Source organism: Devosia marina (assembly GCF_009758415.1).
GTDB classification, from domain to species: Bacteria; Pseudomonadota; Alphaproteobacteria; order Rhizobiales; family Devosiaceae; genus Devosia; species Devosia marina.
The window spans coordinates 121362-139710 of record NZ_WQRF01000004.1; the positions used below are offsets into that span (position 1 = coordinate 121362).

Annotated in this window: 16 protein-coding genes and 1 pseudogene; 14 read left to right on the forward strand and 3 right to left on the reverse strand. The window is 63.7% G+C overall.

Annotated elements, in window-relative coordinates; all coding sequences use genetic code 11:
* Positions 1-125: 125 nt before the first annotated feature.
* A complete protein-coding gene (gene dgcA, locus GO014_RS13875) occupies positions 126-1112 on the forward strand; it encodes an N-acetyl-D-Glu racemase DgcA (protein ID WP_157290930.1) in 987 nt (328 codons plus the stop codon).
* A 14-nt stretch (positions 1113-1126) separates the two neighbouring features.
* Here the strand turns inward: dgcA and GO014_RS13880 are convergent, their stop codons facing one another.
* Positions 1127-1978: a MurR/RpiR family transcriptional regulator gene (locus GO014_RS13880; RefSeq protein ID WP_104894784.1), complete on the reverse strand. Its 852-nt coding sequence runs from the start codon at positions 1976-1978 to the stop codon at positions 1127-1129.
* Positions 1979-2242: 264 nt separating this feature from the next.
* On the opposite strand from GO014_RS13880, the gene GO014_RS13885 reads away from it, so the two are divergent.
* The 10 genes from GO014_RS13885 (at position 2243) to GO014_RS13930 (ending at position 13959) form a co-directional block, all read left to right on the forward strand.
* Positions 2243-3760, forward strand: coding sequence for an ABC transporter substrate-binding protein (locus tag GO014_RS13885; protein ID WP_157290931.1), 1518 nt, complete (start codon positions 2243-2245; stop codon positions 3758-3760).
* 50 nt (positions 3761-3810) lie between these two features.
* Positions 3811-4770, forward strand: a complete 960-nt coding sequence (locus GO014_RS13890) for an ABC transporter permease (RefSeq protein WP_157290932.1) — start codon at positions 3811-3813, stop codon at positions 4768-4770.
* The gene (locus GO014_RS13895; RefSeq protein WP_157290933.1) at positions 4770-5612 is read left to right on the forward strand and encodes an ABC transporter permease; all 843 of its coding nucleotides are present in this window, start codon (positions 4770-4772) and stop codon (positions 5610-5612) included. The genes GO014_RS13890 and GO014_RS13895 overlap by 1 nt, the downstream gene beginning before the upstream one ends.
* Positions 5609-7339, forward strand: coding sequence for an ABC transporter ATP-binding protein (locus GO014_RS13900; RefSeq protein WP_157290934.1), 1731 nt, complete (start codon positions 5609-5611; stop codon positions 7337-7339). Before GO014_RS13895 ends, GO014_RS13900 begins: the two co-directional genes overlap by 4 nt.
* The gene (locus tag GO014_RS13905) at positions 7336-8328 is read left to right on the forward strand and encodes a serine hydrolase domain-containing protein (RefSeq protein ID WP_157290935.1); all 993 of its coding nucleotides are present in this window, start codon (positions 7336-7338) and stop codon (positions 8326-8328) included. The genes GO014_RS13900 and GO014_RS13905 overlap by 4 nt, the downstream gene beginning before the upstream one ends.
* A complete protein-coding gene (locus tag GO014_RS13910) occupies positions 8318-9454 on the forward strand; it encodes an anhydro-N-acetylmuramic acid kinase (RefSeq protein WP_157290936.1) in 1137 nt (378 codons plus the stop codon). Before GO014_RS13905 ends, GO014_RS13910 begins: the two co-directional genes overlap by 11 nt.
* Positions 9455-9456: 2 nt before the next feature.
* Positions 9457-9876, forward strand: a complete 420-nt coding sequence (locus GO014_RS13915; protein WP_425482085.1) for a GNAT family N-acetyltransferase — start codon at positions 9457-9459, stop codon at positions 9874-9876.
* Between the two features lie 108 nt (positions 9877-9984).
* Positions 9985-12618, forward strand: a complete 2634-nt coding sequence (locus tag GO014_RS13920; RefSeq protein WP_246204635.1) for an outer membrane protein assembly factor BamB family protein — start codon at positions 9985-9987, stop codon at positions 12616-12618.
* A 76-nt stretch (positions 12619-12694) separates the two neighbouring features.
* Entirely contained in the window at positions 12695-13447 is a 753-nt protein-coding gene (locus GO014_RS13925; RefSeq protein ID WP_157290938.1) for a cytochrome c oxidase assembly protein, read from the forward strand.
* Positions 13444-13959, forward strand: coding sequence for a CopD family protein (locus tag GO014_RS13930; protein ID WP_157290939.1), 516 nt, complete (start codon positions 13444-13446; stop codon positions 13957-13959). Before GO014_RS13925 ends, GO014_RS13930 begins: the two co-directional genes overlap by 4 nt.
* Here the strand turns inward: GO014_RS13930 and GO014_RS13935 are convergent.
* Entirely contained in the window at positions 13937-14494 is a 558-nt protein-coding gene (locus GO014_RS13935) for a DUF2231 domain-containing protein (protein WP_116588001.1), read from the reverse strand. The genes GO014_RS13930 and GO014_RS13935 overlap by 23 nt on opposite strands.
* A gap of 12 nt (positions 14495-14506) precedes the next feature.
* Between GO014_RS13935 and coxB the strand changes: the two genes are divergently transcribed.
* Genes coxB through GO014_RS19195 form a run of 3 tightly spaced genes read left to right on the forward strand, consistent with a single transcriptional unit; the run spans position 14507 to position 17972 of the window.
* A complete protein-coding gene (gene coxB, locus GO014_RS13940; protein WP_246204637.1) occupies positions 14507-15169 on the forward strand; it encodes a cytochrome c oxidase subunit II in 663 nt (220 codons plus the stop codon).
* Entirely contained in the window at positions 15166-17667 is a 2502-nt protein-coding gene (ctaD, locus tag GO014_RS13945) for a cytochrome c oxidase subunit I (RefSeq protein WP_157290941.1), read from the forward strand. The genes coxB and ctaD overlap by 4 nt, the downstream gene beginning before the upstream one ends.
* Entirely contained in the window at positions 17664-17972 is a 309-nt protein-coding gene (locus tag GO014_RS19195) for a hypothetical protein (protein ID WP_246204638.1), read from the forward strand. Before ctaD ends, GO014_RS19195 begins: the two co-directional genes overlap by 4 nt.
* Before the next feature lie 53 nt (positions 17973-18025).
* Here GO014_RS19195 and GO014_RS19200 read toward each other — a convergent pair.
* Positions 18026-18319: pseudogene (locus tag GO014_RS19200) on the reverse strand (efflux RND transporter permease subunit); the annotation flags it as partial.
* Positions 18320-18349 lie beyond the last annotated feature (30 nt).

The following is an 18349-nucleotide window of genomic DNA, read 5'->3' on the forward strand; positions in this document are numbered from 1 at the left end:
CAGGCGCACGCCTGGGCATACGCTGAACACTGCCGCCCGGAGGCTCAATCCGTCCTGCCGAAGGCCGATGGCAGCGCGGTCGTGGACCGCCAATGCTCAACGGCCCCTGGCCGCCTGAGCCGACCATGACCATACATCTCAGCGCCGCCATCGAGCGCTTTCCGATTGCCGGGAATTTCACCATTGCGCGTGGCAGCAAGAGCGAGGCCGTGGTGGTGACGGTCCGGCTGGAACAGGACGGACATGTCGGGCACGGCGAATGCGTGCCCTATGCCCGCTATGGCGAAACCCCTCAGAGCACGCTGGCCGCTATTGAAACACTGGCACCCGCATTTGCGGCAGGTATGAGCCGGTCCGAGTTGCAGCAGGTGCTGCCGCCGGGCGCCGCACGCAATGCGCTGGACTGTGCCCTGTGGGATCTGGAAGCGAAACGCGCCGGTGCGTCGGTGGCGGTGCTGGCCGGAACGACACTGCCGCAGCATATCGAAACGACCTTCACCATCAGCCTCGGGACGCCCGACGGCATGGCCGAAGCCGCCGCAAAAGCTGCGCATCTGCCGCTGCTCAAGATCAAGCTGGGCGCCCCGGGGGACGCCGAGCGCCTTGGGGCTGTGCGAGCGGCGGCGCCAGGCACGCGCCTTGTTGTCGATGCCAATGAAGGCTGGCACCCCGACGACCTGCCGGTGCTGCTCGACATCTGTGCTCATTGCCGGGTCGAACTGGTGGAGCAACCGCTGCCTGCTAATGCAGACCAGGCTCTGACAGAGATTGATCACCCGGTCCCGATCTGTGCCGATGAAAGCGGGCATGCCCTTGCCGGGCTTGAAGCGCTGGTTGGGCGCTATGACGCGATCAATATCAAGCTCGACAAGACAGGTGGGTTGACCGAGGCCCTGGCGGTGGCCGCCCGCGCCGAGGCGCTGGGCCTGTCGATCATGGTTGGCTGCATGGTCAGCACTTCGCTTTCCATGCTGCCGGCGCGGCTGCTGGCGGCACGGGCACGCTGGATCGACCTTGATGGTCCGCTCCTGCTGGAGCAGGACCGGCCGGACGGACTGGCCTATGAGGGCGGAATGATTTCCGGTGCAGCCTCACCGCTCTGGGGCGGCTGAGCGTCAGGCGCGGATCACTTCGGATGCGTCACATCCCGCGTCCGCTTGAGCGCATCCACGGTCTGTTCATAGCGCTGGCTGGCAACGCCTAGAAACAGGCAATCGACAATGGCCAGTTGGGCAATACGGCTGACCATGGCTCCGGCGCGCAGCCGACTTTCGCGGGCCCGGGCCACCAGGCATTCGTCGGCTGCGCCGGCCAGGGGCGAATCCGGCGCGCCGGTGAGGGCCACGGTCAGGGCCCCCGCATCGCGGGCGATTTCGAGAAAGCGGACCGTATCGGCGGTGGCGCCGGAATGGGAAAAGCCCAGGGCGACAGTTCCCGCCGGCGACAACAAGGCCGCGGTCCAAGCCTCGTGCGGATCTGCCAGCAGGAAGGCATTGCGGCCAATGCGGAACAGCTTGTGGTGCAGGTCCTGGGCGACGAACTGGCTGGCCCCGATGCCAAAAAGCAGGATGCGCTCGGCCTGGTCGACCGCTGCCACGACGCGTTCGAGCACGCCATAATCGAGGCCCGAGACGGTTTCGTCGATGGCCAGGATTTCCAGCGACGCCACTTTCGAGGCCATTTCCTGCAGGGTGTCGGACTGGGCGATCTCGGCCCCCAGCATCAGATCGGTGCCGAACTGGGCGGCTTCCTTGCCCAGCTCGGTGGCCAGGCTCATGCGCAATTGCGCATAGCCCGACAGGCCCAGCGTGCGACAGAAGCGGACCACCGAGGCGACCGAGGTGCCGCAGCTTTCGGCCAGTTCGGAAATGGTCTGGTCGAGCACGATGCGGGGCTGGTCGCGGATCACCGTTGCCACGCGCTGCATGGCCGGCGTGAACTTGTCCACAGACGCTTCGATCGTCGACTGGATACCCAATTCCATTCCCCTTCGGCCCGCCCTCCTTGGTCCGGGGCGGCCACGCGGCGCGACCCTAGCCGAACCTTGCTGCTCCGCCCATTGAAACAAAAGTTCAGTACTTTCATCAAGCGTGAAAATTATTGACAGCCCGGACCGGGACTTCATAGGTTTGTCAAAGAGGTTGGTGCGACTGGCCCGGCCCTCGCGTTCGCTTGGCCAGGCACCTGACGACCTTGGCACGGCTCCCAGAAGCGGGGCCGGCTCAACAGTGAGGGAATATCGATGAACCAGTTTTCACCCAAGACGCTACTGGCCGGCCTCGCCGTTGCCACGGCTCTGACTTCGGTTTCGGCCGCGCTGCCGGCACAGGCCGCCGAATTGCGCATGGCCTGGTCGCAGGATGCCACCGGCCTTGATCCGCACAAGCAGACAGCCTTTTCTTCGCTCCGCCTGCTCGAATTGATCTATGAGCCGCTGGTGCGGCTGGATGCCGATCTCAATGTTGTGCCGGCCATCGCCTCGAGCTGGGAGTTTGCCGAGGACGCAAGGACGCTGACCTTCACCATCGATTCCAATGCGAAGTTCTCCGACGGCGCTGCCGTGACCTCGGCGGACGTCAAGGCCTCGTTCGAGCGCCTGCTCGATGAAGCCACGTCCGCAGCGGCCCGCTCGAATTTTCTCTCGATCGAAAGCATCGACACGCCGGACGATGCCACGGTCGTCTTCAACCTCTCGATTCCCGATGTGCCGATCCTGGTCGCCATGGCCACGATCAACGCGGCGGTCATGCCGGCTGCCGAGATCGAAGCGGGCACCGTGGGCACCGAGGCGATTGGCTCGGGCCCCTTCGTGCTGGAAAGCTGGGAGCCCAATGCGCGTGAAGTGCTGAGCGCCAATGAGAACTGGGGCGGCGGCGAACTCGCCATTGACGGCATCACCATCTCGGTGCTGCCCGACGAAATGGCGATCCTGGCCTCGCTGCGCGCCGGGCAGACCGATTTCGCGCTGCTCAACGACCCGCTGGTCGCAACGCTCGTGCCGATGGAAGCCGGTCTCGAACTGAACCGTGTCGGTGTGCTGAACTACAATGTGCTCCAGCTCAACCCCTCGCGCCCGCCGATGGACAATCTTCTGGTCCGCCAGGCCATGAGCTGCGCCATCGACCGTCAGGAGATCATCGACGCGGCGCTGGCTGGTGAGGGCAAGGTGACCGGGCCGCTCACCATGCCGGCTTTCGCGCAGGATCCGGCCAACCTGTTCTGCTATGAGCAGGATCTGGATCGAGCCAAAGAACTGATGGCTGAATCGGGCGTGGACGGCTTCTCGGCTACGGTCATTGCTGCCACCGGCGAACCGCCGGTCGCTGCATCCGAAGCACAGGTGCTGCAGGCCCAGCTCGCCGAGATCGGTATCGATCTCGAAATCGAGATGATGGAACTCAATGTCTATGTCGATGCCTGGCTGGCCGGGGATTTCGACATGGCGGTGGCCCAGAATGGCGGCCGTCCTGACCCCTATCCGATGTACAACCGCTACTTCACCAAAGAAGGCAATCTGGCCCACGTCTCCAACTTCCCGGATGACGAGCTGGACAGCCTGATGAAGCAGGGACAGGCGGAAACCGATCCGGCCAAGCGGGTGGAAATCTTCCAGGCTTTTGAAAGCCGACTGGCCGAGCAGTCGCCCTGGCTGTGGCTCTCAACCGGCTATAGCTACACCGCCCAGCGCGAAAGTGTTTCGGGCTTTACGCCTTCGCCGACCGGCACGCTGTTCGGCCTGGTCAATGTTTCGGTAGAGTAGTCAAGCCAAACGGGCCGGCCTTCGGGCCGGTCCAACCCGGATTCTGTCCCATGAGTTATGTGGTTCAGCGCCTGCTGACCTTCCCGCTGATCCTTCTCGGGGTTTCCATTCTGGTCTTTGTCGCCATCCGGCTGGTGCCGGGCGATGCCATCACCGCCATGCTGGGCACCGAGGCCGGCCTTTTGACGCCGGTTCAGCGCGAGACGCTGGCGGCCTATTTCGGCATCGACCAACCCATCTGGGCGCAATATCTGCGCTGGCTGACCGGCCTGTTCCAGGGGGATCTGGGCATTTCCTCGATCTATGGCAAGCCGGTGCTGACCGTGATCCTCGAGCGCTTCCCGCTCACCCTGCAACTTTCGCTGATGTCGATGGTGATTGCGCTCAGCGTCGGGGTGCCGCTGGGCGTGCTGGCCGCTTCGCGCAATGAGCGTCCCAGCGATCTCGTCGTGCGGGTTCTGGCCATGCTGGGCCAGTCGACACCCAATTTCGTTGTCGGCATTCTCATCATTTACGTGCTCTCGGTGTTCTTCGGCTTCGTGCCGGCCATGGGCACCTTCACGCCGCTGTTCACCGATCCGCTGGCCAGCATCGCCCAGCTGATCTTCCCGGCCATTACACTCGGCTTTGCCTTTGCTGCCTCGGTAACCCGGATTTCGCGTTCAGCCATGCTCGATGTGCTGAGCGATGATTATGTGCGCACCGCCCGCTCCAAGGGTGCCTCGCCGATGAGCGTGATCTGGCACCATGCCCTGCCCAATGCGCTTATTCCCGTGGTGACGCTATCGGGCGTCGAGTTTGGCTATCTGCTGGGTGGCGCCGTCATCGTTGAGCAGATTTTCGCCCTGCCCGGTCTGGGCCGGCTGGTGCTCGATGCCATCACCCAGCGCGACTATGCGCTGGTGCAGGGCACGGTGCTGTTCATTGCCTTCAACTTCCTGGTGGTCAATCTGCTCGTCGATCTCGCCTATGTCGCCCTCGACCCGCGCATCCGGATCGGGAGGCGCTGATGGGCAAAATGATGTCATCGCTGTTCCGTCACCCGTCTGGACGCATTGGCCTGGTTATCATCGGGCTCTATCTGCTCGCCGCCATTCTGGGCACGCTGGGCCTGACCCCGCATGATCCACTCAAGCTCTTCGCCATCGACCGGCTGAAAGCGCCCAGCCAAACCTATTGGTTCGGCACGGATCTGCTGGGCCGCGATGCCTTCAGCCGCCTTATGGTGGGCATTCGCCAATCCATGCTGATCGCCTTTGCCTCGGTGGCCATTGCTACGATTGCCGGCACAATCATCGGCCTGCTCTCGGCGTGGTGGGGCGGCATCTGGGACGGCATCTTCATGCGCGTCATGGACGTGTTGCTGGCCTTCCCGGCGATCCTGCTGGCGCTGTTGATCATCGCCATTGTGGGCCCCGGCACGATGACCAGCGTGGCCGCCATTGCCATCGTCTATACGCCGATCTTCGCCCGCGTGGTGCGCGGCCCGGCGTTGTCACTCAAGCAGCGCGACTTTGTCGATGCGGCGCGCACTTTCGGCAGCTCGCAAGGCTATGTGCTGACCCGGCATTTGCTGCTCAACCTGGTGGCGCCGCTTGTCGTGCAGGTCACGCTGGCCCTAGCCTGGGCGCTGTTGACGGAAGCGGGGCTATCCTTCCTCGGCCTGGGCACCCAGCCGCCAACCCCCTCGCTTGGCCTGATGCTGGCGGAAAGCCGCAATCTGATGACCCACGCTCCATGGCTGATGATCTTTCCGGCCGTCACCATCATGCTGGGCATTCTCGGCTTCAACCTGACCGGCGACGCCTTGCGCGACATTCTCGATCCGCGCACCCAGAGGAGGGAAGCATGACCGGTTTGCTTTCAGTCCGAGACCTGCGCGTCGGTTTCGGCCAGAACCCCAAGGCCAATGAAGTGGTCAAGGGGGTCAGCTTCGACCTTGGTCCCGGCGAGACGCTGGGCATTGTGGGGGAATCGGGCTCGGGCAAGTCGGTCTCGGCCCTTTCGATCAATCGGCTGGTTGATTTCGGCGGTGGCCGGATCACCCATGGTTCGATCCAACTCACCCGATCGGACGGTACAGTGCTCGATGTCGCCAAGGCCGATGAAAAAACGCTGTTGGGCATTCGCGGACGCGACGTCGGCATGATCTTTCAGGAGCCGATGACCTCGCTCAATCCCGTGCACACGGTCGGCGCGCAAATCGAAGAGGCGTTCCGTCTCTCCAAGGGCCTCACCGGCGCGCAGGCGCACAAGGCAACTTTGGACGTATTGGGGCGCGTGCGCATTCCCGACGCCCAGTCCCGCCTCGGCTATTATCCGCACCAACTCTCCGGCGGCATGCGGCAGCGCATCATGATCGCCATGGCCCTCGCCGCCAGCCCACGCGTGCTGATCGCGGACGAGCCGACCACGGCGCTCGACGTGACGGTGCAGGCCCAGATCATGGCCCTGCTGGCCGAATTGCGCGAAGAGACCGGCATGGCGATGATCTTCATCACCCATGATATTGGCCTGGTCGCCGGTATCGCCGACCGCATCATGGTGATGCAGAACGGGGTAGCGGTCGAGCAGGGGGAAACCGATGGTGTGCTGGACAATCCCCAGCACGATTATACCAGGCACCTGTTGCGCGCCGTGCCGCATTTTACCTCGGGCAAGGCGGTGCGGGACGATGGCCGGCGGGCGGAACAGCAGGAACCGATCGTCAAGGTCGACAATCTCGTGGTGCGCTTTCCGGTGGGCAAGGCGTGGTTCAAGCCCAAGGGCGCGATCCATGCCGTGGATGGCGTGAGCTTTGACCTGGTGCCCGGCGAGACGCTGGCCATTGTGGGGGAAAGCGGTTGCGGCAAGTCCACCACGGCACGCGCGCTGCTGGGCCTTAACAGCAAAACCCGTGGCGAAATTGTCACCGAAGCCGGGCGCAGCGTCCGTCCGGTGCAGATGGTTTTCCAGGACCCGTTCGCTTCGCTCAATCCGCGTCTGAATGTGGAGGCATTGCTGGCCGAACCAGCCATTGCCAATGGGCAGCGGCGCGATGACGCGCTGCGCGAGCGCATGACATTCCTGCTCGACCGCGTTGGACTGCCGCAAGATGCCCTCACCCGCTACCCGCACCAGTTTTCGGGCGGACAAAGGCAGCGTCTGTGCATCGCCCGCGCGCTGATGCTCAATCCCGACGTGGTGGTGCTGGACGAGGCGGTGTCGGCGCTCGATGTCTCGGTACAGGCCAAGGTGCTCGAACTGCTGGTCGATCTGCAGCAGGAATTCGGCCTGGCTTATCTGTTCATCTCGCATGACATGGCGGTGGTCGAACGCATAGCCCACCGCATCGCGGTGATGTTTGCCGGTCAGATTGTCGAATTGGGCGAGGCGCGTGCGGTGCTGTCCGATCCGCAGCACAGCTATACCAAGCGCCTGATCGCGGCCGTCCCGGCTATCGAGCGTCGCAAGCAACGCTTCGCCGTTGACATGACGCAGGTGCCCTCCCTGGTGCGCCCGCCCGGCTTTGAACCATCGCCCGCGCAATGGCGCGAGGCCGGAGACGATCACCGCGTTCGCGTTGAGGACACGCCATGACACATATAGAGACCCAGCTGGACCGCGCCTTCGCCCCTCTGGCGGCCGCCATTGAAGCCGGCCGCATTCCGGGCGGCGTGCTGGCTGTGGTCGACCGGAGCGGGGACCGCGCAGTCCGGGCCATGGGCCAGGCGCAGACCGTGCCAACCAGCCGCCCGATGACCCAAGACACCTGGTTCGATCTGGCGTCGCTGACCAAGGTGCTGTTCACCACCGAACGCATTCTGGCGCTGGCCGAGAACGGGCGCATCGACCTCGACGCGCCGCTGACGAGCGTGCTGCCCGATTTCCGGCACTACAATCTCGACAATTGGGAGCGCAGGGTCACCTTCCGGCAGTGTCTGGGGCATCAGACCCCCTTCCCGGCCGTGTTTCCGCTTTACACCTATGGGCGCGATCCGGATTTGCTGCGCACCTTTCTCCTGCAGCATGAGTTTGCTGCGGGTCCCTCGGTCTATTCGGACATCAATTTCATCCTGCTCGGCCTGGCGTTGGAGCGGCTGGAAGGCAAATGGATCCGCGAGCAGGACCCCGGCAAGGGCTTTGCGTGGTCGGCCGATCCGGACAAGGCCGCCGCCACCGAGGATTGCTACTGGCGCCATCGCGTGCTGGTGGGTGAGGTGCATGACGACAATTGCTCGGCCCTGCAAGGCGCTGGTCACGCCGGACTTTTCGGGACGGTCTCTAACGTGCTCGACTTCGCCGCCGAAAAATTGGCCGCAGCCGGGCCTGACGCTTTGATCCGCACCCCGCTTTCAGGGCGCCGCACCCATGGCTGGGAGCGTCCTTATGAGGGCTGGTCAGGCGGCGAGCACTGTTCGCCCCAGACCATCGGCCATACCGGGTTCACCGGCACGGGCCTGTGGATCGACTTTGACCGGGGCCATGCCTGGACGCTGCTGACCAATCGCGTCCACCCCACCCGCCATTTCGACAGCGGCATCATTGCACTGCGCCGCACGGTAGGAGACTGCATCAATGCCACATGATAATTCGTCAGAGCCGATCTGGTCGGTGGGGCTGATGACGGGCACGGTACTCGATGGCAATATCGATGTGGCGTTGCTGCGCACCGATGGCGATACCATTGAGCGCTTTGGCGCCTATACGCTGGCGCCCTATCCGCAATCGATCCGCGATACGCTGGAAGACACCCTCAATCAGGCGCGCGCCTGGAATTTCGAAGGGCCGGAACCAGCGATCTTTGCCGCAGCAGAAGAAGCGCTGACCCGCGCCCAGTCCGCCGCCGTGCTTGATCTGGTCGAGCAGGCGGGTCTTACGCCCGCAGAGATCGGCATGATCGGCTTTCACGGCCAATCGGTGTTGCATCGCGCACCGCAGCCGGGCCGGATCGGTGCCACCCGCCAGCTTGGCAATGGCGCGCTGATGCGCGAGCTGACCGGCATCAGGACCGCCTATGACTTCCGCTCCGCCGATGTCCGCGCCGGTGGCCAAGGCGCGCCGCTCGCCGCGCTTTATCATCGCGCGCTGCTGCGCCTGCTCGATGCCCGCGATGGCAAGACCGCCGTGCTCAACCTGGGCGGCGTGGCCAATATCACCTATTGGGATGGCGCCGACCAGTTGATCGCCTTCGACACCGGCCCCGCCAACGCACCGATCAACGACTTCGTCAAAAGCCTGGGCCTTGGCGACATGGACCACAATGGCGAAATCGCCTTGCGCGGCAGGGTGGACGAAGAGCGCCTCGCGCGTCTGCTGACACATCCTTACCTCTCCGCTCCCTATCCAAAATCGCTCGATCGCTTCGATTTCCTCGCCACCATGGCCGAAGGGTTGAATGCCGAAGACGGCGCGGCAACGCTGACCGCCTTTACCACCGGAGCGGTGGGCAAGGCGCTCGACCTCTTGCCGCAGCGCCCGGAACGACTGATCGTCTGCGGTGGCGGCCGGCACAATCCGGCCATCATGGCGATGCTGGAAACGCGCGCCAATGTCGAAGCCATTCCCGCCGAGGCGGTGGGCTGGCGAGGCGATGCGGTCGAGGCGGAATGCTTTGCGCTCCTTGCCGTGCGGGTGCTGCGCGGACTGCCGATCAGTTTTCCCACCACGACCGGCGCCCCCCACGCCCTGACCGGTGGCCTGCTGGCAGCCTGAGCGTGATTCTGGCGCTTGAAATCACCGACACCCCGCGGGCTGAGGACCTTGAGGTCCTGGGCGCATCCCTTGCTGCGTTCAACCAGAGCGATGTCGGGCCGTCCGAGCGACAGGCTTTGGCGGTCTTTGTGCGCGATGTCGAAGGTGACGTCGTGGCGGGCCTGTCTGGCTATACCGCCTGGGGCTGGCTTTATGTGCAATGGCTCTGGGTGGCTGAAGAACAGCGCGGCCGCAAGCTGGCTGGACGCATGCTGGAGCTGGCCGAGGCCGAAGCCAGGGGCCGGGGCTGTCACGGCGCCTATATCGACACCTTCAATCCCCATGCGCTGAAGACCTATCAGCGCGCTGGCTACGCGGTCTTTGGCACCCTGCCGGACTTTCCCCGGGGCCGAACTCGCAGCTTTCTGTCCAAGCTCCTGTAGGCAGAGCATTTTTCCACGACTGTTGCCCGGACCGAATTGATCGGGACCGGTTTGGAACTGTGTCCGCATTGAGGCGTTGCACGGTGAATGACGTCAGTGGAGGGAAGCATGACCGACCATACATCATCGCGCCATGACCGCCGAGGGATCGGGTTCTGGTGGACCATGTTTGTAGGGTTAGTTCTGCTGGTCTTTGGCCTGCCCATTGCGGCAGGCGGATTATATCTGATTACCCTTGGCGGTTCCTGGTACTATCTGCCCGCGGGAATCGGACTGCTCTTGACCGCGTGGTTCCTGTTCCGCCGCGACATGACGGCGCTGTGGATCTACCTGCTGACCTGGCTAGGCACCTTGATCTGGGCCTTGTGGGAAGCGGGCCTTGATGGCTGGGCGCAAGTGCCGCGCCTGCTGGCACCCACCATTGTTCTCATTCTCGTCTTGACCACACTTCCCGTGCTACGCGGCTCGGTGCGGCGCTTTGGCACCTCCGCCATGGCGGCCATGGTGACCTTTGCCGGTGCGGTCGGCGCGATTGGCGTGGCCAATCAAGGCGTCGAAAGCACCATTGCCCAGGAAGTCGAAGAGCCCGTTGCCCAGCCGGACGCTCCCGAGGCCCCTGCGGTGACAGAGCCAACTGAACTGCCCGCCATCACACCGGCCGAGGAGCCGGCGCCGGTTGCTCCTGCGGACACAGATGGAGCAGCGGAAGGCGCACCACTTGAGGCTGGCGAAGAAGCGCTGGCCGATACCGAGGCCTCCCAGCCTGAGGAAACCGGCCCCACCTATGTAGCGCTGGAAACCGGGGTCGATTGGCCGGCCTATGGCGGCACACATCGGGCGATGCGCTATTCGCCGCTCGACCAGATCACGCCAGACAATGTCGGCCAGCTTGAAAAGATCTGGGAATTCCGTACCGGCGACATGCCGGAAGGCGACGAACCGTTCGGCAATCAGAACACGCCGGTCAAGGTGGGTGACAGGCTCTATCTGTGCTCGGCGACCAATCATATCAGCGCCCTTGATGCTGCCACCGGCGCCGAATTCTGGACCTATGACCCGAACGTTTCGACCGACAATGTGGGCTATAACGCGTCTTGCCGGGGCCTGGTCTATTTCGAGGACCCGACCGCCGAGCGCGACGAGATCTGCGCCACCCGCACGGTGAACCTCACCCATGATGCACGCATGATCGCGCTCGACACCGAGACCGGTCAGCCCTGCCCCGATTTCGGCAATGCCGGCATCGTCAATCTCATGGAAGGCATTGGCGATACCGCGCCGGGCTTTTACGCCCCGACCTCCCCGCCGACCCTGGTGCGCGACGTGCTGGTGGTGGGCAGCCAGGTCAGCGACAACCAGCAGCGCACCGCCCCTTCGGGTGTGATCCGTGGCTACAACGCCGTCACCGGCGAACTGGAATGGGCCTGGGACATGAACCGTCCGGGCGAAAACGGCCTGCCGCCGGAAGGCGAGATCTATTCGCCCGGCACGCCCAATATGTGGACCATCGCCTCGGGCGATGACGAATTGGGGCTGGTCTATCTGCCCATGGGCAATTCGGCCGTCGATTATTGGGGCGGCACCCGGTCCGAGCAGGAAAACACCTATTCCACTGCCATCGTGGCGCTGGATGTGGAGACCGGCGAGGTCGCCTGGCACTATCAAACGGTGCATTACGACATCTGGGACTACGATCTGGGCGGCCAGGGCACCTTGGTAGATTTCCCCACCGATGAGGGCCCCGTCCCGGCCATCATCATGCCCTCCAAGCAGGCGCAGTTCTATATCCTCAACCGCGAGACCGGCGAGCCGCTGGTCAATATCGAGGAGCGTCCCGCGCCGCAGGGTGGCGTCGAGCCCGATCGCCTTTCGCCCACCCAGCCCTATGTCACGGACTTCCCGAATCTACTCAAGCCCGAGATTACCGAGGCCGATATGTGGGGCGCCACACCGCTCGATCAGCTCTGGTGCCGCATCCAGTACCGGCAGGCCGAATATGACGGTGTCTATACCCCGCCAACGGTCGATAAACCCTGGATCCAGTTCCCTGGCTATAATGGCGGGTCGGACTGGGGCGGCATCGCCGTCGATCCGGAAAAGGGCATTCTGATCGCCAACTACAACAACATGCCCAACTACAACCAGCTCATCCCGCGCGAACAGGTCGATGAAATGGGGATCTATTCCATCGACGACCCCAATTATGAGCCGTCCGCGGGTTCGGGCTCACATGGCTCGATCAGCCCGCAGGCCGAATCGCCCTATGGCATTCGCGTCAATGCCGGCTGGCGGGTGCCCTTCACCGGGCTGCTGTGCAAGGAGCCGCCCTATGGCGGGATCGCGGCGATCGATCTCAACACCCGCGAAATGCTGTGGGATCGCCCCTTCGGCACCGCCCGCAAGAACGGTCCCTTCGGCATTCCGTCCATGCTGCCGGTCGATATCGGCACGCCCAACAATGGTGGCGGCTTCATCACCGCCTCGGGCCTGTTCTTCATCGGCGCAGCCACCGACGATCTGTTCCGCGCCATCGACATCGAAACCGGCGAGCGGGTCTGGGAGGTGGAACTTCCGGCCGGTGGCCAGGCAACCCCGATGACCTATGAGTCCCAGGGGCGGCAGATCGTGGTCATCAATGCCGGCGGCCATGACTTCATGGAAACACCGATAGGCGACTATTTCATTGCCTATGCCCTGCCGGGCGGCGGGACAGCCGAGGGTGCAGGCGACGTGCAGCCCTAAGTCTGAAAACGCCCCGGCACGGCCTCGCTCGCCAGAGGCTGCCGTGCCGGGACACCCTCCAACATCCGGAATGGAAATGGACCCAGCGTCAGCCTTTTCCTTCGACATGAGCTATTGCGGATCGCCACCGACCCTGGAAACACTCTGGGGTCGGTGGAATGTCGAGCCCGGCCTGCTCAGTGTCCTCGTTCTCTCGGCCCTGGCCGGATTTGTCCTGTTGCGACAGGCAGAGCCCAGGCGCCAGCTTGCCTTTGCCGGCGCGTGGCTGCTGGCGGTGATCCTCTTCGTCTCGCCCATCTGCGCGCTCAGCGTGGCGCTGTTCTCCGTGCGCGTCGGCCACCATGTGGCGCTGACCATGGTATTGGCGCCGCTGCTTGCGCTGGCCCTCCCCGCGCGATGGGGCATGCGCGCCAGCCTGCTGCCGCCGCTGGTGCTCTCGACCCTGGCGCTCTGGCTCTGGCACGCGCCCGATTTCTATACAGCCGCATTTACCCATCCGGCGATCTACTGGCTCATGCAATTGAGCCTGATTGGCAGTTTCACCTGGCTGTGGCTGGGCCTGCTGCGCAGCCATGCCGCGATGGCCGCAGGCATTTCGGCCTTGTCCAGCGCCATTCAGATGGGACTTCTCGGCGCGCTGCTGGTGTTTGCACCCAGCCCGCTCTATGTGCCGCATCTGGGCACTACAATGGGTTTTGGCCTGTTGCCGCTGGCGGACCAGCAATTGGCCGGGCTGATCATGTGGGTCCCGGCAAATCTGCCGCTGCTGGCGCTGGTGCTGTGGCGGCTGGTGCTTGCCTTGCGGGCAGAGCAGGCGGTGTCTGAATGAGCCTTGCCCTGTTCGTCACCTGGCTCAAATTCATCCATGTCGCGACCATTGCAGGCTGGTCTGCGGGGCTGATCGCCCTGCCCTTTCTTTATCGCCAGCGCCGGGGGCTGGAGGGACAGGCGCTGCACCGGCTGCATGCCTTTACCCGCTTTCTCTATGTGGCACTGGTGTCGCCAACCGCTTTTGCCGCCATTGCCTCGGGCACGGCGCTGATCCTGTTGCAGGGTACTTATGAAAACTGGTTTTCAGCCAAGCTGGTGGGTGTTTCGGTGCTAACCGGCGTGCATATTTTTTCCGGGCTGATGATCCTGCGACTCTTCGAGCCGGGTGGGGTCTACCCGCTTGGGCGCTTCATGCTCATTCAGGCGCTGACCTTTTCGGCCATCGCCGCCATTCTGGTGCTGGTACTGGGCAAACCCGACATCGAGTGGCCGGCGGTGCTGGCTGGCCTGTTCGCACCCGGAGCGCTTTCAGAGATGTTCGAGCAGCTTATTGGCGAGGCGAAATTATGAGGCCGACGCCATGATCGAACACCAGCTTACCGCCATGCCAGCCGGCGAAACCCGCCGCCATGGTCGCCAAAACCGAGAGCATCAACCCGCTAGGCAGGACCATCTCTGGCAGATAGATGCGCAAGCCGGCATTGGCGCCGACAATGGCCAGCATCACCATGGCCGCAATGGCATGGTTCCAGCTCGCCACGCGCACACGAATGCCGGGCACGGCCAGCAGTTCGAGCGTGCCGACAATGGCCGCGAGCAGGCCAAAACCAAAGGCCGCGCCGGCGGCCCATTTGCCGACCTCAAGCCAGAACGGATCGGCGTTCCACCAATAGAAGATATCGACGCCCAATGTGGCGACGACAAAGGCGATTGGAAAATGCACCAGCATGGCGTGGATGGGATGTCCTGCCACGGCAATGGCCGAGCCAATGTCCTTGCCCGCGACTGCGCGAATAGCCGGATTGGGATGATCGGCACGGGCTTCGGGCGGCGTCTCCTCGTCGCGGATTTCGGCCTCTGCGTTCTCGCGCGGAATATCGGTCATCGGCTTTTCCCCTTGTTCAAGCCCGTTGCACTCTGTGCAACGCCGCTGCTGCTGACCGGTTGCACGGGTGCACTGTCCACGCTCGACCCCGCCGGCCCGCGCGCGGCCAATCTGGCGACGTTGTGGTGGGTGATGCTCTACGGCTCGGCCCTCCTGTTCGCGCTGGTGATGGCGCTGTTCGCCATGGCCTATCTGCGCCCCGCATGGGTGACGCGCATCACGCCTGCGCAATGGATCGTGGGTGGCGGGCTGGTCCTGCCCATCCCGATCCTGATCCTGCTCACCGGCACGGCACTGGTGCTGGGCGAGCAATTGCTGCCCAGGGGCGATGCCCCCCTGCGCTTCGGTGCCCATGCCGAACGCTGGCACTGGACCTTCACCTATCCGGACGGACGCGAGATGAGCGACGAGGTGCTGCACATTCCCGCCGGTCGGCCCATCGATGTCGCGGTGACCTCGCAGGACGTTATCCATGCATTCTGGGTGCCCAGGCTGGGGGGCAAGATCGACGCCATTCCGGGTCACGAAAATCTCATCCGCCTCGAGGCCGACGAACCCGGCACCTATTGGGGGCAATGCGCCGAATATTGCGGACCGGGGCATGACGGCATGTGGTTCCGTATCGAGGCGCATGCAAGCGACGATTTCGCGGGCCTGATGGGGGGTGGGCAATGAGCGAGCAGCCTTCTGCCATCGGATTGCACAAACAACTCGACGCCATCTGGCGCACACCACCGGGGCTGGCGGGATTGTCCAGCGTCAACCACACCATCTTGGGCAAGCGCTTCATGATGCTGGCCTTGCTGTTCTTTGCCATTGGCGGCCTGCTGTCCATGCTGATCCGGGCGCAATTGGCGACGCCCAACAGCGCCTTTCTCGGTCCGGAAATCTACAACCAGGTCTTCACCATGCATGGCACGGTGATGATGTTCCTGTTTGCCATTCCCATGTTCGAGGGCTTCGCCATCTACATGCTGCCCAAGCTCTTGGGCGCGCGCGACCTCGCCTTTCCCCGCCTCACCGCCTATGGCTTCTGGTGTTATCTGTTCGGCGGCTCGATCCTGATCGTCGCCATGCTGATGGGCGTGGCACCCAATGGCGGCTGGTTCATGTACACCCCGCTTTCTTCGAAACCCTATACGCCGGGCATCAATGCCGATGTCTGGCTGCTGGGCATCACCTTTGTCGAAATCTCGGCGGTGACGGCAGCAGTCGAAATCTTCGTGACCATTCTCAAAATGCGGGCGCCGGGCATGGCGCTGACCCGCATGCCACTGTTTGCCTGGTACATGCTGGTGACCGCTGGCATGATGATCATCGGCTTTCCGCCGCTGATCCTGGGGTCGATCCTGCTCGAGATGGAGCGCGCCTTCGACCTGCCGTTCTTTGATCCGACGCGGGGTGGCGATCCGCTGCTCTGGCAGCACCTGTTCTGGCTGTTTGGCCATCCGGAAGTCTATATCATCTTCCTGCCCGCCGCCGGGGCGCTCTCCACCATCATTCCGGTCTTTGCGCAGCGTCCAATCCTGGGCTATCGCGCCATCATCGCGGCCATTGTCGCCATGGCCTTTCTCAGCTTCGGCCTCTGGGTGCACCACATGTTCACCGTGGGCATTCCGCATTTGGCGCTGGCGTTCTTTTCCGCTGCAAGCGCCCTGGTGGCGATCCCGACGGCGGTGCAGATCTTTGCCTGGATCGGCACGCTGGCCTCCGGCAGGCCGCGCTGGGACATACCCATGCTCTATGTGGCGGGCTTTTTTGTCGTCTTTGTCATCGGCGGGCTGACCGGGGTGATGCTGGCCATGGTGCCGTTCAACACCCAGGCCCATGACAGCTATTTCGTGGTTGCGCATCTGCATTATGTGCTGGTGGGTGGCTTCGTCTTTCCCATGCTGGCGGCGATCTATTACTGGCTGCCTCATATTTCGGGGCGCCAAAGTCTCTACCGTCTCTCGATCCCGGCCTTCTGGCTGATCCTGATCGGCTTCAACCTCACCTTCTTCCTGATGCACCTGACCGGGCTGATGGGCATGCCGCGCCGCATTTCCACCTACCCTTCCAACTGGGGCTGGGACTGGCTCAACCTGCTCTCCTCGGTCGGCGGGTTCATCCTTACCATGGGCTTTGCGCTTGTACTGGCCGACATGGTGCTGCAATTCCGCTTTGGCGCCCGCTTCCGCCGCGATCCCTGGCAGGCCGGGACGCTGGAATGGGCCACGGCGACTCCGCCACCGAGCTATAACCTTGCGGCGATTCCGCATATCGAGACCCGCGCCGACCAACTGCAGCCAGCGCGCATCGGTCCCGCTCTGGCGAGCGGAAACGGCTATCTCGGCTTTGCCCGCAATGGCGAACAGGAAACCCTGGCGGTCGACATGATGAGTGGCGAAGCCGAGCAGTTGATCGTCCTGCCGCGCCGCTCCTACCTGCCGCTCTGGACGGCCCTTGCGACGGCCAGCTTTTTCCTCGCGCTGTTGTTCAAGCTCTATTGGCTGGCCCCGCTGGGGGCACTGGCGACGCTCGTGCTGTTCCTGTTCTGGCCCATTAGCCTGGGATCAAAGTCGGACCGCGGACCGATTGATATCGGGCGCGATCTCGCCGTTCCGCCCGATGTGGAAGCGCTGAACAATGTGACCGTGCTGGCCAATCGCACGGCGCTGGTGATGAATGGCACGCTGTTCGCCTCGCTCCTGTTTGGTGGGCTGTTCCTGCTGGTGGTGGCACCGAACTGGCAGGGCTCAAACGCACCGAACCTGCCGCTCTGGACCGGAGCGCTTGCCATGGTCGCAAGCCTTTCGGCAGCGGGCGCAGCCGCCATGGCTGCTCGCCGGCCCGGCTCAGTCCTGCCGCTTCGCGCCGGCCTGGTTGCAGCCATTGCGCTGCAAAGCCTTGCCCTGATCCTTCTGGCGCTGAGCATGGGCACGCTCGGGGACCCGACCGGGCATGCGCGACAGGCCATGCCCTTTGTGACGCTCGGCTATGCCGCGCTGCATTGCGGCCTTGGCGTCATCATGGCCGCGCATGCACTCTGGCGGCACGCGCAGGGATATGTGTCCGCGCGCCGGCGCACCGAGCTGGTGCTGGCCCGGTTGTGGAATGGCTATGCCGGCGGGGTGGTGGTCCTGGCGCTGGGCCTTGGCGCGCTTCTGGGTCTCGATGGAGTGGCGCCATGAGTTCCATCATAGAGATGCCCCTGGTCCGGCTGGTAGCAGGCTTTGTCATCTGGTCGATCGGCTTTGTCGTACTCTACGCCGCCCAGGCGCTAGGTTGCGCCTATGGCTGGGGCGACTGGCACCGGCCGGCACTCATAGCGGTCTATGCAGCCGTCCTTGTTCCTCTGACATGGATGTCGCTCCCCGGCCGAAACGAGGGGCGATCTGGCGCGCTGTTCGCCGCTGCCCTATGGGCTAACCGGTCGGCATTGCTGGCCGCCCTGCTGGTTTTCATGCCGGTCACCTTCGCCAGCCTGTGCAGTTGACTGCCTCCGGCGCCGACTGGACGCTTGAAAAGCGCATAACGGCGTTCCTTGATAACCAGGAGGGTTGATCGAACAGCGATCGTCGGGCCCATGGATCGAACCAAGAGCGAGAACAACAGCACGGCGATGGCCAATGTCAAACCGAACGCCCGGAAGAGCAGTCTGGTTTGTCCTTCAAGAAAAGAAAGTGGCACGCAGACAGCAGCCCAGGTGAGCGTCGTGACGATCACGGCGAAGAACACGTCCTGGGTGCCCCGGACCGCCTTGCGCAGCGCCAGTTGCGCGTTGGCGTTCGCCAGCTGGGCAGCTGTCAGAGCGGTGGTTGCAACAAGGCTGCTACTGGCCAGACTCGTCGTGCACTCGAGCGTCCCGGCCGT